Consider the following 15022-nt stretch of genomic DNA (forward strand, 5'->3'; position numbering starts at 1 on the left):
AAAAGTCATGGAACGCGCGCTTTACAATGACTTCAGTTATGCTGGTTACCAAATGTAAACGTATACACAAAGGATGGGAAAATATGGTTTACCAACCGAATCCTGGCCGCTACGAAGCGATGCTCTGGCGCCGCTGTGGCCGAAGTGGTTTGCAATTACCGCTGGTTTCACTGGGGTTATGGCACAACTTTGGTGAAAACAGCCAGCCAGAAAATTGCCGCCGATTACTGCGCCATGCCTTCAATCTGGGTATTACACACTTTGATTTGGCAAATAATTATGGCCCGCCTCCAGGTTCAGCAGAAGCCCAATTTGGCACCATTTTACACAGTGATTTTAAGGCATTACGTGACGAATTAGTTATCTCGACCAAAGCCGGTTATACCATGTGGCCAGGCCCATATGGCGACTGGGGTTCACGCAAGTATCTTATCTCCAGCCTGAATCAGAGCCTGAAACGCATGGGGTTGGATTATGTGGATATTTTTTACCACCACCGCCCAGACCCTAATACTCCTCTGGAAGAAACAATGGGCGCACTGGACAGTATTGTCCGTCAGGGAAAAGCGCTGTATGTGGGTATTTCCAATTACCCGGCAGAATTGGCACGTAAAGCCAGCCAACTGTTGCGGGAAATGGGAACACCCTGCCTTATCCATCAACCGCGTTATTCCATGTTTGAGCGTTCACCAGAACAAGGGCTATTGGATGTTCTGGGGGAAGAAGGGATCGGGTGTATTGCGTTTTCGCCTTTGGCTGGAGGGTTGCTGACAGACCGCTATTTGAATGGCATTCCTGCAGATTCACGCGTTGCCAGTACCAGTCGTTTCCTGACTCAGGACAACCTTACCCCTGAAAAACTCGCCATTATTGGTCAATTAAATGATTTAGCCCTACGTCGGGGACAAAAACTGGCGCAGATGGCACTGGCATGGGTGCTCAGAAATGAAAATGTCACCTCAGTGCTGATTGGTGCCAGTAAGACCAGTCAGCTTGATGATGCGGCGGGTATCGTCAATAACCTGACTTTTTCTGTGGAGGAAAAGACTGAAATTGAGACGATTCTTGGTGGAAATGGTCTGAAACAACCAAAAAATTAGGTTTTCTCTGATCCCTTCGTGATGAAATCTCAGTCATGATGCAGCCATCAGACCGGAAGGTCACGATAGTGAAGGAGTAAACCATGTTAAGGTCACTGATATTGGCTGCCGCAATTATGACAGCAGTGCCACTGGCAGCAAGCGCCGCCGAGATTACGCTTCTGCCAGCGATTAAATTGCAAATTGGCGACCGCGATAACTATGGCAACTATTGGGATGGCGGCCACTGGCGAGACCGCGATTACTGGCGCCGTCATTATGAATGGCATGATGGCCGCTGGCGTCACCATGACAATGGGCGCCATCGTGGTTGGGATAAAGGCAGGGCTTATAAAGAAGGCTACCGGGATGGCTGGCATGACGGCGATGACCGGCGCGGACCGCCACGCCATCACCACTAATCTTCGCTCAACCAATATGAAAAGCACCCGGCAAAACCTTGGCGGGTGCTTTTTTATTTAATCGATTTACATCCCAGGGAAAGCACCCAGCAGCAACCAGATATTTAATGTCACCACCACCAGCACAATCCCCCAGCCCAATAGTTTGGTATTACGGCTATTCACCAGTTCGCCCATTAACCGTGAGTCGCTGGTGAACACCAATAACGGAATCAGGGCCAGTGCGATACCAAAACTGAGAAGTACCTGGCTCATCACCAAAATTCGGGTGGGTTCCAGACCCAGCAAGATGACAACAAATGATGGGATCATGGTAACTGCACGCCGGACCCACAATGGAATACTGAATCGGATAAAACCCTGCATAACCACCTGACCGGCCAGGGTACCCACCACAGTAGAAGATAACCCGGCAGCAATCAGGCTCAATCCAAAGACCGTCGCAGCACCATGGCTGAGTAACGGTTGCAGTGTCAGGTATGCCTGTTCCAGGTCTGCTACCCCTGCATGCCCATTGAAATGGAAAGCCGCTGCCGCCGTTGCCATCATAGCCAGGTTAACAAACCCTGCTATCGCCATAGCGATACCAACATCCCACTTGGTAGCCCGGTAGCGCTCTTGCTTGCTGCCATCATGCAGATACTGGGTCAGTGAAGAATGCAGGTAGATAACATGGGGCATAATTGTCGCACCTAACACCCCGGCAGCAAGGAATACAGCTTCCCCTGTTGGCAGGGCAGGAATAATCATGCCTTTTGCCAGGTCTGCTACCTTTGGCTGGGAAAAGATAAGTTCCACAATATACGCAGCAGCAACGAATAACAGTAACCCGCCAATAACACGTTCAAGCGGCTTTTGCCCACGCCGCTGCAACATCAAAATAAGCCAGGTTGCAATCCCTGTCAGCACGGCCCCTTGCAGTAATGACACGCCAAAGATCAATTTAAAGCCGATTGCCGCACCAATGAATTCCGCAAGGTCCGTTGCCATGGCGATGATTTCCGCCTGCACCCACCAAAACCAAACTAACGGGCGTGGGTAGTGGTCTCGAATATGCTCCGCCAGGTTTTTACCGGTTGCGATGCCCAATTTGGCAGAAAGAATCTGAATCAGCATCGCCATCAGGTTGGCCCAGACTACAACCCACAGTAACTGGTAACCAAAACTGGCTCCAGCCTGAATATTGGTGGCAAAGTTACCCGGGTCGATATAGCCAATCGCGGCTATGAAGGCAGGCCCCAGCAAGGCGAGCTTGAGCTTTCTCACACTCCGTCCTTTTGTTTGCACACTGCTGTTGGTCATATCACGCCTCTAAATATAGCCTTTGCTATGTTTCATGCTAGCAAAACGATAATGATTATCAAGTTCATTTAGAGAGATAATCGCGATTGTTGTGATAGTCAGGAACAATAGAAAAAAGAAGATAACACGAGCACTATTACCCAATAGCACTGTGAGAGCAGGTTAACACAATGTAAATTTTTTGCTTGCTATACGCAACTTTTACCTTCTTTACCTAACATAACATTTCGGTATCACAGCTCACGATTTCGCCTTACCACCAAACAAGCGCCTAATAATGTGCTCTATGTCTCGTTTTATTCTTTTGCGTTGCATAGAATGTGCACGGAAATTTAACCTGCCTCAAATTTGGAGCAACCATGTCCCGTGTTCTGCACTTTATTTTAGCGCTTGCGATTGTCGCGCTACTGGCTTTGTTAGTCAGTCATGACCGTAAAAGTATTCGGCTTCGGTACATTATTCAGTTACTGGTTATCGAAGTTTTACTGGCCTGGTTTTTCCTGCATTCAGAAGCAGGCCTGGGTTTTGTTAAAGGCTTTTCTGAACTGTTCGAAAAGTTGCTCAGTTTTGCCAACCAGGGTACTGATTTTGTCTTCGGGAAGATGAATGATCAGGGACTGGCCTTCTTCTTCCTGAAAGTTCTGTGCCCAATCGTCTTCATCTCTGCACTGATCGGGATTTTGCAGCATATCCGTTTACTGCCTATTGTTATTCGCCTGGTGGGGACTTTGTTGTCCAAAGTTAACGGTATGGGGAAACTGGAATCTTTTAACGCTGTAAGCTCACTGATACTGGGACAATCAGAAAACTTTATCGCTTATAAGGATATCCTCGGCAAAATGTCACGTAATCGCATGTACACCATGGCCGCAACTGCGATGTCCACCGTGTCAATGTCGATTGTTGGCGCCTATATGACGATGCTCCAGCCCAAATATGTTGTTGCCGCACTGGTGCTCAACATGTTCAGCACCTTTATCGTGCTTTCGCTGATAAACCCTTATCGCGTTGATAAAAACGATGAAAACCTGCAAATGTCTAATTTGCACGAAGGGCAAAGTTTCTTCGAGATGTTAGGTGAATACATTTTGGCGGGTTTTAAAGTGGCCATTATTGTTGCGGCGATGCTGATTGGCTTTATTGCACTGATTTCCGCACTGAATGCATTATTTGCGACGGTTCTGGGTATCTCGTTCCAGGGGATTTTAGGTTATATTTTCTACCCTGTCGCATGGGTAATGGGTGTACCGGCTAACGAAGCTCTCCAGGTAGGCAGTATTATGGCGACCAAACTAGTATCAAACGAATTTGTTGCCATGATGGATCTACAAAAACTGGCGGGTTCGCTGACACCACGCGCAGAAGGCATTCTGTCTGTATTTTTGGTGTCTTTTGCTAACTTCTCCTCCATTGGGATTATTGCAGGGGCGATTAAAGGCCTGAATGAAGAGCAAGGAAACGTTGTTTCACGCTTTGGGTTAAAGCTGGTGTACGGCTCAACGCTGGTAAGTGTTTTATCTGCTTCTATCGCCGCGCTGGTATTGTAAATTAACCTGGGTGTAGCAAACGAACTACCATCCCAACTGGCTAAAAAGGAAAAGCACTGCTTTTCCTTTTTTTATTGCAACAATTAGACGCCCGTCGCGACATGTAACCCATCATGCCAAAAGCTCTGGCTTACCCACCAGGAACCCCTGCAGGTAATCAACCCCCAGGTTAAACAGCAATTCACGTTGTTCCGCTGTTTCAACAAATTCGGCCACAACATCCAGCCCGCGATACTTTGCCAGTGCGCAGATAGACTGAACAATTATCACATCTTCAGTACTGTTGGTGATGTTGCGGATAAAACAGCCATCAATCTTAATGATATCCGCATCCAGACGCTTAAGGCGTTCATAATTGGAATAACCGGTACCAAAGTCATCAATCGCAATCATAAAACCGGCCTGACGTAATAACTGAATATTACGTGCTGTATGTTCTGCAGTAGAAAAAGCCTGCTCTTCGGTTACCTCAATCACAATACGGCAGGCATCAACCTGGCTGTCGGCAAACAGGCGAATAATGCGCTGGGCTACACCATTTTGCATCAAGGTAACCGGCATCAGGTTGACAGAGAAACGACGTTTATCCCCACCAGCCGCCGGTGAAGACAGGTAGTTCAGTAACTTCACCATGACCTGCATATCAAAATACACACTTAAATCGCATTGAGTAATAATGGGCAAAAAGGTATCTGGCATCATAATTTGCCCATCCACCATCAAACGGCTGAGAATTTCGTCATACCGTTCACCGGAACGCCCTACAATAGGCTGCGCCACTAGCAGAAGTTGCCCGCTATCCAGTGCCTGCTTTATTTTCTGAAATAACTCAACCTGCCCGGACGTCACAGACATCACGCTTTCAGGTTGCGTATCCAGCCCAATAACAGGTTCCAGTGCGTTAGCCTGCTCTGCCAGATAACTGAGTTGCCCCAATAGCCGATTCAACTCACCAGCTACTGGCATTATCTTGCCCCAGGAGGCCATATACTCAATAGTGAGTTGCTGTTCCTTCCAGGGAACACGCCGGTCATTCAGGCTGCTTACCATCTGATGTAAGCGTTTCTCATGGTTTCCCTCCCGTAAATACAGCAGCACTTCACAGCCAATAAACTGGAATACTCGCTCATCTGGGCGCAGGTGAACGGATAGTGTTTGGCCTAATAGAGACTTACAGTGTGCCCGCATTAAAAAACCATAATGGCGGCCCAGAAATTCCAGATTATTAAGCCGTATACAGCAAAGTATTCCACCAGGGTGTGATTTCATGTGGACATCCAGAGCCCTCAAATTAGGCAACCAGGTCATAGGGTCTGTCAGTGCGTGGCTTTGCCACACTCGTTGTAAACGTGCTCCACGGTTATAGGAGCGAATTATGTAGTACAAACAGACAGTAAATGCGATAAAGATTGACAATGTAAATGCCAGAACTGGCCCATAATTGATACTGTGAACAAAGTTACGGTTGCACTGAAGCAGAATAAATGCCGAAAACGCCCAGAGAATGGCAATAAGATTAGCGCCAGGGCTACGTACCCCCACAGTAAAGATGAAAAACAGCAACGGCAGCATATAAGCCGAGAACAACTCGCTGGTTATGGGGGAACAAAACACCCACATCAATAAGCAAAGGGCTACAAACCAGCTAACTGTTTTAGCCCTGCCTGCAGGCGAGAAATAAGGTTTAATCTGCACTAACCACACAGCCCGGCGAAAAGACGGGCTTAACAGTATTCTCAATGAGTAATAAGCCAGAGGTGAAAATACTAATGCAGAGATAATAAGGCTTTGTACATCAATGACATTAAACAAGTATGATGTCATGCCAAAATAAGGTGAAAGGTTGTCAGGAAAAGACACAAACATGCCTAAAAAATACATCAGTGCTTTTATTAAACATGGGGTAGCAAAACCCAAAGCACAAATCAGTACAGCCCCATTACGCCCCATAATATCATGCCGCCAGCGCCGCCCTACCACCTTTCTCAACACGCCACAGACAACGATAACAGGAATCAATATGCAGCCAATAAACAACAAAACCAGCCAGGGTGATTCTGCTGAAAAAACCCAGAGATAGACTGTAACTGTAGCTACAGCAAGAGGAATAACGGCAACACGCCCACAGAGTAATAAAACAGAGATAATAATACTTAATGGCAACCAACTTAGGTAGTTAGGCTCACCATCAATCCAGGTTGAAGGAGATAAATGGCGGGATACTGCAATAAGGGCAGTGCTTATTATAAAAATAAACAATTGCCACCGTATTTTCTTAAATAAATCTTCCATATTCATTAACAAGTCCCTTTACCGTATAGTTACCCATACCGGCATACCGCCAAATAGATATCTCATTACAATCCTTGTGATTCGCCTGCCTGCTTTAAACTGGAGTTAGCACTTCCTTTAGCTGCTGACGACAGTGACATATTATTTTTAATTATAGTTTTGATCAATAAATCATTCGTGATAATACATAATTACCCTGATACCAATAAATAAAATATAAAAAAAGAGAAAAGAAGACACAAAAATACAAATAAAAAGATTGCCAATGAAAATGATTAATATTTACGCCTTATAGGAGAAATTTTTCAGGTGTACTCTTACTGCCTGTTAACAGGCAACTCAAACCTGAAAAGAAAAAATGAAGCTCTGGCGCATTGTCTGGCCATTCTGGTTACAAGGCGGGAACCTGTTCATCTGTCAGCACAAGGTAGTCTCAAGGAGACTCTGGTACGAAGTACAACGTATTAACCGGATGAGGAAAATTGACAGGCAGCAATACATTGCCCCGATTTAGCAGATAAAAAAACACCTGTATCTCTATGAGACCAGGTGCTTTTTTTGCTTCGTGATACGAAGCCGACAAATTTTGGTGGAGCTAAGCGGGATCGAACCGCTGACCTCTTGCATGCCATGCAAGCGCTCTCCCAGCTGAGCTATAGCCCCACGATTTCAGGAAACAACGATTGTGTTATTTATGCCAAATTAAGCAAAATACCAACATATGTTGGTGGAGCTAAGCGGGATCGAACCGCTGACCTCTTGCATGCCATGCAAGCGCTCTCCCAGCTGAGCTATAGCCCCAATCCTGAACACGTTTCCGTGTTGACGGGCGGCATGATATGCAACCCCTTGCCTGGTGTCAACGGTGAAAAGGGGCATCCTGAATCAAACGCTGAAAAAGCCAGCAAATCAGCCATTTTTTTCGATGTAGCCCCAGTTCCAGGCGTTCCAGTCACAAAAACACGTTAAAGGATGCTATAAAATCTCCACACAGCACCGAGTTAATAGAAAAAACAAGGACATTGAGATGCTCAAGGAACAGATGGCTTACAAAAGGCTGGCTGTGGTGACCAGTTCTGGCCCTGAAATAAACAATAAAACGAGTAGTTCCTCTACCAGACAGACCACTTCGCGCAGGGAAATTCCTGTCCGCAAATTACAACCTCACATGAACCAACATTCAGTGGGTCTTTTTTGCGCATTTCTGCTTCGGGAACCCTTTTATTGCGCAGTGTTCCCTCAGAAACTGGTATGCAGGTGAAATGATCATGAATATATTCAAAAGCAAAATGACACCAGCAGAGTTAGCACAAATAGTAGGTTACCAACCACAGACCATTAATAAATGGATTAAAAAACATGGCTGGCAGACATCACAAGTTAAAGGAGTAAAAGGCGGGAAAGCCCATGTAATTCATATGACTCCGGATGTACGCCACTTTATGCTGAGTACCCGTAATTTGCGCCAGGCAGCGGATTCCTCAAAGGCAATTCCTTTATCGCTGGTTAGCGTTGAATCACCACTGATGGATGATGATTTTTTCAGTTCACAGTTGATGTCTGTTTTGTTTCAAATGCGTGAAGAAGAGAGGCGGGGCCTGTTGGCATTATTGGCACGTGAAGGGATTTCGGGCTTGTTATCACGCCTGGCAATCAGCTAATCACCAATAGCAGGTAAGTGATGCTCCCGCAGCGATGGAGAGGTTGCTTTTCGTTGACGCTACTCTTGCTATGATATTTACCATTCCACCAAGGAATTGAAGGTTATAAAGAAAAAGCCAGCTCATAGAGCTGGCTTCGGATTGATGAAAAAGAAGGAAAAAGCGTGGTTTTTCCTTCTTTTTAGTTAGTAGCCGAAAATCAATGAATTGATTTTCCGGTTTTTTTATTGGGTGACATCCTCTCGTTCTGTGCGGACATGAGGTTTGCCATCAGACTCAAGCCAGCTCATAGAGCTGGCTTTCAGTTAGTACTGGATAAAAACGCTTATTGCTGTGCTTCACGCTGTGCAATAAAACCCAGGGCCTGCTGAATACGTGCGAGACTGCGGGTTTTACCAATAGCATGAACAGTAACATCCAGCGCTGGGGATTGCCCTGCACCAGTGACTGCCACACGCAAAGGCATCCCTACTTTCCCCATACCCACTTCCAGTTCATCTGCTGTTGACTGAATAGCATGGTGAATGTTTTCTGGTGTCCACTCTGTAATAGCGGACAGCTTATCGCTGACGACTTCCAGCGGCTGGCGAGCAACAGGGCGCAAATGTTTCTTCGCAGCATCAGCATCAAATTCGCTGAAGTCTTCATAGAAGTAACGGCAGCTTTCCGCAATTTCTTTCAGAGTCTTGCAGCGCTCACCCAGCAGTTTCACCAGGTCAGCCAGTTGTGGGCCTGTTTGAGTATTAATATTTTGCTGTTCGATATGCCACTGCAAATGAGTAGCAACATATTCAGCTGGCAACGTATTAATATAGTGGTGGTTCAGCCACAACAATTTGTCGGTGTTGAAAGCACTGGCGGATTTACTCACCGCTTCCAACGTAAACAGTTGTTTCATTTCATCAATGGTGAAAATTTCCTGATCACCGTGCGCCCAGCCCAGACGAACCAAGTAATTCAGCAACGCTTCTGGCAAATAGCCTTCATCGCGGTACTGCATAACGCTTACTGCACCGTGGCGTTTAGATAATTTTTTGCCGTCATCACCCAGAATCATCGAAACGTGGGCATATTCGGGTACTGGTGCTTTCAACGCTTTCAGGATGTTTATCTGACGTGGAGTATTGTTGATATGATCTTCACCACGAATAACGTGCGTAATACCCATATCCCAGTCATCCACCACTACACAGAAGTTATAGGTCGGTGAACCATCGGTACGGCGGATAATCAGATCATCAAGTTCCTGGTTACTGAACTCGATAGGGCCACGAATTTTATCATTAAAGATAACGGAACCTTCCTGCGGGTTGGCAAAACGCACAACATAAGGTTCATTTTCGTCATGGTGGCTGTGGTCATGGCGGCAACGCCCGTCATAACGCGGTTTATCACCATTTGCCATCTGATCTTCGCGCAGTTTTTCCAGACGTTCTTTAGAGCAGTAGCATTTATATGCCGTCCCCTCTTCCAGCATTTCATCAATGACCTTGTTATAACGGTCAAAACGTTTGGTCTGGTAGTACGGGCCTTCATCCCAATCCAGGCTCAGCCAGTTCATTGCATCCATAATGGCATCGATAGCAGGCTGAGTGGAGCGTTCAAGGTCGGTATCTTCAATGCGCAGGACGAACTCGCCCCCCAGATTACGGGCATAGAGCCAGGAATATAAGGCAGTACGGGCACCACCAACATGCAGGTAACCAGTTGGGCTTGGCGCAAAGCGGGTTTTGATTTTCATTAAGTGGCCTTAATACGTAGATATGCCGGAACACGGCAAATGCCGGGAAAACAAAGTGGGCAATATTCTACCACTGTATGCTGATTCCTCAATCTTGAGTCTGTCTGTGTGAACAGAAAGGTGTTTTTTTGCTGGTTAATCTAATAAAAACGGGCATTTCGTCACCATGATGGCTAAATTTACGACGAACAAATAAAAACTTTAGAAAAGGCGTTGACTCATTTCGTTCTCTCCCTATAATGCGACTCCACACAGCGGGGGTGATTAGCTCAGCTGGGAGAGCACCTCCCTTACAAGGAGGGGGTCGGCGGTTCGATCCCGTCATCACCCACCACTTTAATGTGGTTCCCGCAGTGTGAAGCAAGAAATTGAGATTGGGTGATTAGCTCAGCTGGGAGAGCACCTCCCTTACAAGGAGGGGGTCGGCGGTTCGATCCCGTCATCACCCACCAATCTCACCAGCTGGATTTCTTGCAATGAAGTAAATGCAGTACCGAAGTGGGTGATTAGCTCAGCTGGGAGAGCACCTCCCTTACAAGGAGGGGGTCGGCGGTTCGATCCCGTCATCACCCACCACTTCGGGTCGTTAGCTCAGTTGGTAGAGCAGTTGACTTTTAATCAATTGGTCGCAGGTTCGAATCCTGCACGACCCACCAGTGTAGAAAGGCGCCCTAAAGGCGCCTTTTTGCTATGTGCAAAAAGTGCAGAATGAGAACCTGCAGCAGGTTCGAGCCGAGCGAAGCGAGACAACGTTGCCAACGGCAACGGCCCGCAGGGTGAGGCCAACGGCCGAATTATCCTGCACGACCCACCAGAAATGCAGAAAGGGGACCTGAGGGCGCCTTTTTGCTATGCGCAAAAAGTGCAGAATGAGAACCTGCCCTATCAGCTTGTATAACCATCATACTCACCGGACTCATCCCATATCATCCAGTCTGCATAATCCGTATTATCATCAATAAAAAGGATTCAATCAGTCAGGAAAAACCATGAGTAAACCCATCATCACACTTAACGGGCTAAAAATTGTCATCATGCTGGGAATGATGGTTATCATCCTCGCCGGAGTGAGAATAGCAGCAGAAATAATAGTCCCTTTCATTCTGGCAATATTTATCTCCGTCATCCTTAACCCCGTTATCCAGTATATGGTGCGCTTGCGGGTTCCTCGTGCACTGGCTATTTTAACATTGATTTCACTGCTCATTTTTTTGGTTGTCGTGCTATTGGCTTATTTGGGCACCACACTGAATGATTTAGCGAGTACCCTGCCTAAGTACCGCACTTCATTAGTTATCCCACTACAAACTATTGAGCCCTGGTTACAGCGGGCCGGGATAAAAGTCTCTGTTGATGAATTGATCAAATATATTGACCCCAATTCCGCTATGACTTTGATCTCGACGCTGCTGACTAAGTTATCCAGTGCCATGACCAGCATATTTCTACTGCTACTGACCGTGGTGTTTATGCTGCTTGAAGCACCTCAGTTACCAACAAAATTGCAATACACTTTGTCGCGTCCCAATGCCGGTATGGCAGCTATGCAACGGGCTATCGACAGTGTGTCCCGTTACCTGGTGTTGAAAACTGCCATCAGCCTGCTGACCGGATTAATCGTCTGGATAATGCTACTGGTGCTTGGCGTACAGTTCTCCTTTATTTGGGGCCTGCTGGCGGTAGCACTGAATTTCATTCCCAATATCGGCTCGGTGCTGGCAGCCATTCCGCCGATTTTGCAGGTGCTGGTCTTCCGGGGTGTGTACGATGCGCTAACAATAATGGCGGGCTATATGGTGATTAACCTGGTTATTGGCAATATTCTTGAGCCGCGCATGATGGGACGCGGGTTAGGTTTATCCACTCTGGTGGTATTTCTGTCATTGATCTTTTGGGGATGGTTGTTGGGAGCTGTAGGGATGCTGCTCTCCGTGCCTCTGACTATTGTGGTGAAGATTGCGCTGGAACAGTCTGAAGGGGGCAAGCGTATTGCCATGCTGCTGAATGACGTACCAAACTATAAGTAAAACAATCCCCCTGGAGCAAGCTTCAGGGGGACACATTAGGGGATTACGGGCGGTATACTTTTACGTTCGCAAACCCTTGCTCACGCAGATAAAGGGCTTGTAAACGGCTCATTACACCGCGCTCGCACCACAACAAATAGTTTTTGCTCTGGTCCAGGTCACCAAATTTGGTGCTCAGTTTGTAAAATGGCAGTGACGCTACCTCAACCCCATCAACCGCGAAAGGTTTGTCTTCCTGCTCATCAACCGAACGGATATCCAGTAATACATCGTTTGGCCCGAAACCATTTACGGTCTCGACTTCAACCACTACTTCATCGGTTTGCGTGGCGATATCGCGAATATCCATATTCACTGCATTCTCTACTACCTGGTCGAGGATGCTGAAATCAAAATGGGCTTCTTCTGCTTCGATTTTGGCTTTTACGGCTTTTACTGTCGGGCTTTTGGAGATGACACCGCAGTATTCCGGCATGGTACGGGCAAAATCTTCAGTGCCAATTTCACGTGCCAAATCGATAATGTGTTCTTTGTCCCAGGAAATCAGTGGGCGCAGTACCAGTGTATCGCTCACATTGTCGATGAGGCGTAAATTGGTGAGCGTCTGGCTTGATACCTGGCCCAACGCCTCACCAGTCACAATTGCCTGGACACCGTAGCGTTCTGCTACTTTGGATGCAGCGCGTACCATCATACGTTTCAGCACCACACCCATTTGGCCGTCATCCACTTTTTCAAGGATTTCGCCCACAACAGGTTCGAAGTTAATCGCGACAAAACGCACACGGTGTGAACTGCCAAAACGGTTCCACAAGTAGTGAGCTACCTGGCGAACTCCGATTTCATGGGCGGCACCACCAAGGTTAAAGAAGCAGTAATGCACCCGGCAACCACGGCGCATCAGCATATAGCTGGATACACCTGAATCAAAACCACCAGAAATCAGTGACAACACATCTTCCTGGGTACCAATGGGGAAGCCGCCAATCCCTTCATAGCGCCCTTCAACAACCAACAGCCTGTCGTCTTCAATTTCCAGGTTGACCGTCACATCGGGTTTCGTCAACTTCACTTTGGCTGATTCGATGTGCTGATTCAGACCACCACCAACATAGCGCTCAACTTCAATAGAGCTGAATGGGTGTTTGCCACGGCGTTTAACACGAACGCAAAACGTTTTATTTTCCAACTGAGCACGGTAGCGCTCGAGTGTCTGCTCGAAAATATTGTGCATGTCAGTGAATGGCAGGTCTTCCACCTCAAGAATATGGTGGATACCAGGAATACGGGTCAGTGCATCACGGATTGTTTCGCGTTGTGTTTCGTCTTTCGCGCGTACAATGATGTGGTCCCAGTGGCGGACAACAGCAAGGTCTTCATCGTAATGTTTAAGAACGTTACGAATGTTTCCGGTAAGAATCTTAATGAAGCGCAATCGCACAGATTGGCTTTTGATGGTGATTTCCGGGAACAATTTAATGATAAACTTCATGGCGGCAAGGATTCGTTGGTCAGCCAGCATAAGCAGGCAGGAAAATGAAGTACTGCTGGCAAGTATGTCAGCATCCGAAAGCGCGACAGTATAGCATCATCATTGTGAAACTGCGCACATAACCTGGCCTGGATACATTATTTGCTTATCATTTTTACTCCGCTACCATGTGGCGTAGTAAAGACGACTTAATCAGGAAGCTGTATTCGCTATGCCGAAGAAAAATGAACAGCCCGCCAGCTTTGAAACGGCGCTACAAGAACTGGAAACCATTGTTTCTCGCCTGGAAAATGGTGATCTTCCGCTGGAAGATGCGCTCAACGAATTTGAACGCGGTGTAAAACTGGCACGCCAGGGCCAACAGAAATTACAACAGGCCGAGCAACGCGTACAAATTTTGCTGTCAGAAAGTGAGAGCGCTCTGCTGACTCCTTTCAAGCCGGATGCCGAATAACAATGGATTTCAATCAATTGTTAACTGTGTATGCGGCCCGGGCAAATACGGCAATAGCCAGTTTTATCAATACATTGCCTTTTCAGGATTCAGCTCTGGTTGGTGCGATGGAATATGGTGCATTACTTGGGGGTAAGCGCCTGCGCCCTTTCCTGGTCTATGCCACAGGAAAAATGTTGGGAATGCCACTCAGTGTACTGGACACCCCTGCCGCGGCCATTGAATGTATCCATGCTTACTCACTGATCCATGATGATCTGCCAGCTATGGATGATGACGATCTGCGCCGTGGGCAACCAACCTGCCATATTCGCTTTGGTGAGGCAACGGCTATTCTGGCAGGCGATGCCCTGCAAACACTGGCCTTTTCTATTTTGAGCGATACGGATATGCCTGGCGTCTCTGATTCCTCCCGGGTGGCAATGCTCCGTGAATTAGCCAGTGCCAGTGGTGCCGCGGGAATGTGCGCCGGCCAGGCGCTGGATCTTGAAGCAGAAGGTAAGCATGTTGATTTGGCGGCACTTGAACGTATTCATCGCCATAAAACTGGCGCGCTGATTCGCGCAGCTGTACACCTGGGTGCACTGAGTGCGGGTGAAAAAGGGCTTGCCGCATTACCTTTACTGAGCCAGTTTTCAGACAATATCGGGCTTGCTTTCCAGGTCCAGGATGACATTCTGGATGTCATTGGTGATACCGCTACGCTTGGCAAACGCCAGGGGGCAGATATTCACTTGGGCAAAAGCACCTACCCGGCTTTACTGGGGCTGGAACAAGCACAGGCCTGGGCAAATGAACTGTGTTCTCAGGCACTTGAGGCCCTTGCCGGGTTACGAGCACAACACCTGGATACACAGCCGCTGGAAGCACTTGCACATTTTATAATTCAAAGGGATAAGTAAACACCGGGTTAGCATGATGTAAACACATGCTAAATACGGAATAATGTCTCTTACCGGGAGGATACCGCCGGGCGGTGTCCTGTTTCCCATTATTACCATATGA

The 15022-nt window shown here is 47.3% G+C and carries 11 protein-coding genes, 6 tRNA genes and 1 other RNA gene; 12 read left to right on the forward strand and 6 right to left on the reverse strand.

Annotated features, from left to right (window positions below; translation table 11 throughout):
* Positions 1–83 precede the first annotated feature (83 nt).
* Both mgrA and LC084_RS16220 read left to right on the forward strand, forming a co-directional pair.
* Entirely contained in the window at positions 84–1100 is a 1017-nt protein-coding gene (mgrA, locus tag LC084_RS16215) for an L-glyceraldehyde 3-phosphate reductase (protein WP_226572222.1), read from the forward strand.
* Between the two features lie 83 nt (positions 1101–1183).
* On the forward strand, positions 1184–1501 hold the full coding sequence (locus LC084_RS16220; RefSeq protein WP_226572223.1) for a DUF2502 domain-containing protein: 318 nt from the start codon (positions 1184–1186) through the stop codon (positions 1499–1501).
* A gap of 66 nt (positions 1502–1567) precedes the next feature.
* Here LC084_RS16220 and LC084_RS16225 read toward each other — a convergent pair whose 3' ends face one another.
* Entirely contained in the window at positions 1568–2803 is a 1236-nt protein-coding gene (locus LC084_RS16225) for an Nramp family divalent metal transporter (protein ID WP_226572224.1), read from the reverse strand.
* A 359-nt stretch (positions 2804–3162) separates the two neighbouring features.
* Between LC084_RS16225 and LC084_RS16230 the strand changes: the two genes are divergently transcribed.
* Positions 3163–4350 (forward strand): NupC/NupG family nucleoside CNT transporter, encoded by a 1188-nt coding sequence (locus tag LC084_RS16230; protein ID WP_226572225.1) that lies wholly within the window; start codon positions 3163–3165, stop codon positions 4348–4350.
* Positions 4351–4461: 111 nt separating this feature from the next.
* Here the strand turns inward: LC084_RS16230 and LC084_RS16235 are convergent, their stop codons facing one another.
* The 3 genes from LC084_RS16235 to LC084_RS16245 all read right to left on the reverse strand — a co-directional run bounded on the left by LC084_RS16235 (position 4462) and on the right by LC084_RS16245 (position 7443).
* Positions 4462–6648 (reverse strand): sensor domain-containing phosphodiesterase, encoded by a 2187-nt coding sequence (locus LC084_RS16235; RefSeq protein WP_226572226.1) that lies wholly within the window; start codon positions 6646–6648, stop codon positions 4462–4464.
* A 581-nt stretch (positions 6649–7229) separates the two neighbouring features.
* Positions 7230–7305 (reverse strand) — tRNA-Ala (locus LC084_RS16240).
* Between the two features lie 62 nt (positions 7306–7367).
* Positions 7368–7443: transfer RNA gene (locus LC084_RS16245), tRNA-Ala, on the reverse strand.
* Between the two features lie 467 nt (positions 7444–7910).
* On the opposite strand from LC084_RS16245, the gene LC084_RS16250 reads away from it, so the two are divergent.
* Positions 7911–8303, forward strand: coding sequence for a YfeC-like transcriptional regulator (locus LC084_RS16250; RefSeq protein WP_226572227.1), 393 nt, complete (start codon positions 7911–7913; stop codon positions 8301–8303).
* Positions 8304–8628: 325 nt separating this feature from the next.
* On the opposite strand, the gene gltX is transcribed toward LC084_RS16250, so the two are convergent.
* Entirely contained in the window at positions 8629–10044 is a 1416-nt protein-coding gene (gene gltX, locus LC084_RS16255) for a glutamate--tRNA ligase (protein WP_226572228.1), read from the reverse strand.
* Between the two features lie 258 nt (positions 10045–10302).
* On the opposite strand from gltX, the gene LC084_RS16260 reads away from it, so the two are divergent.
* The 6 genes from LC084_RS16260 to LC084_RS16285 all read left to right on the forward strand — a co-directional run bounded on the left by LC084_RS16260 (position 10303) and on the right by LC084_RS16285 (position 12071).
* A tRNA-Val gene (locus LC084_RS16260) sits at positions 10303–10378 on the forward strand.
* 42 nt (positions 10379–10420) lie between these two features.
* Positions 10421–10496, forward strand: a tRNA-Val gene (locus LC084_RS16265).
* A gap of 48 nt (positions 10497–10544) precedes the next feature.
* A tRNA-Val gene (locus tag LC084_RS16270) sits at positions 10545–10620 on the forward strand.
* A gap of 4 nt (positions 10621–10624) precedes the next feature.
* A tRNA-Lys gene (locus LC084_RS16275) sits at positions 10625–10700 on the forward strand.
* Between the two features lie 31 nt (positions 10701–10731).
* Positions 10732–10858, forward strand: a non-coding RNA gene (locus LC084_RS16280) — RtT sRNA.
* A gap of 175 nt (positions 10859–11033) precedes the next feature.
* Positions 11034–12071 (forward strand): AI-2E family transporter, encoded by a 1038-nt coding sequence (locus LC084_RS16285; RefSeq protein ID WP_226572229.1) that lies wholly within the window; start codon positions 11034–11036, stop codon positions 12069–12071.
* Positions 12072–12114: 43 nt separating this feature from the next.
* On the opposite strand, the gene thiI is transcribed toward LC084_RS16285, so the two are convergent.
* Positions 12115–13563, reverse strand: a complete 1449-nt coding sequence (gene thiI, locus LC084_RS16290; RefSeq protein WP_226572230.1) for a tRNA uracil 4-sulfurtransferase ThiI — start codon at positions 13561–13563, stop codon at positions 12115–12117.
* Positions 13564–13774: 211 nt separating this feature from the next.
* Between thiI and xseB the strand changes: the two genes are divergently transcribed.
* Positions 13775–14017 carry an exodeoxyribonuclease VII small subunit gene (gene xseB, locus LC084_RS16295; RefSeq protein WP_226572231.1) on the forward strand — a complete coding sequence of 81 codons (243 nt, stop codon included), beginning with the start codon at positions 13775–13777 and terminating at the stop codon, positions 14015–14017.
* Between the two features lie 2 nt (positions 14018–14019).
* Positions 14020–14919 (forward strand): (2E,6E)-farnesyl diphosphate synthase, encoded by a 900-nt coding sequence (gene ispA, locus LC084_RS16300; protein WP_226572232.1) that lies wholly within the window; start codon positions 14020–14022, stop codon positions 14917–14919.
* The last annotated feature ends 103 nt before the right edge of the window (positions 14920–15022 follow it).

Source organism: Mangrovibacter yixingensis (assembly GCF_020523985.1).
GTDB classification, from domain to species: Bacteria; Pseudomonadota; Gammaproteobacteria; order Enterobacterales; family Enterobacteriaceae; genus Mangrovibacter; species Mangrovibacter yixingensis.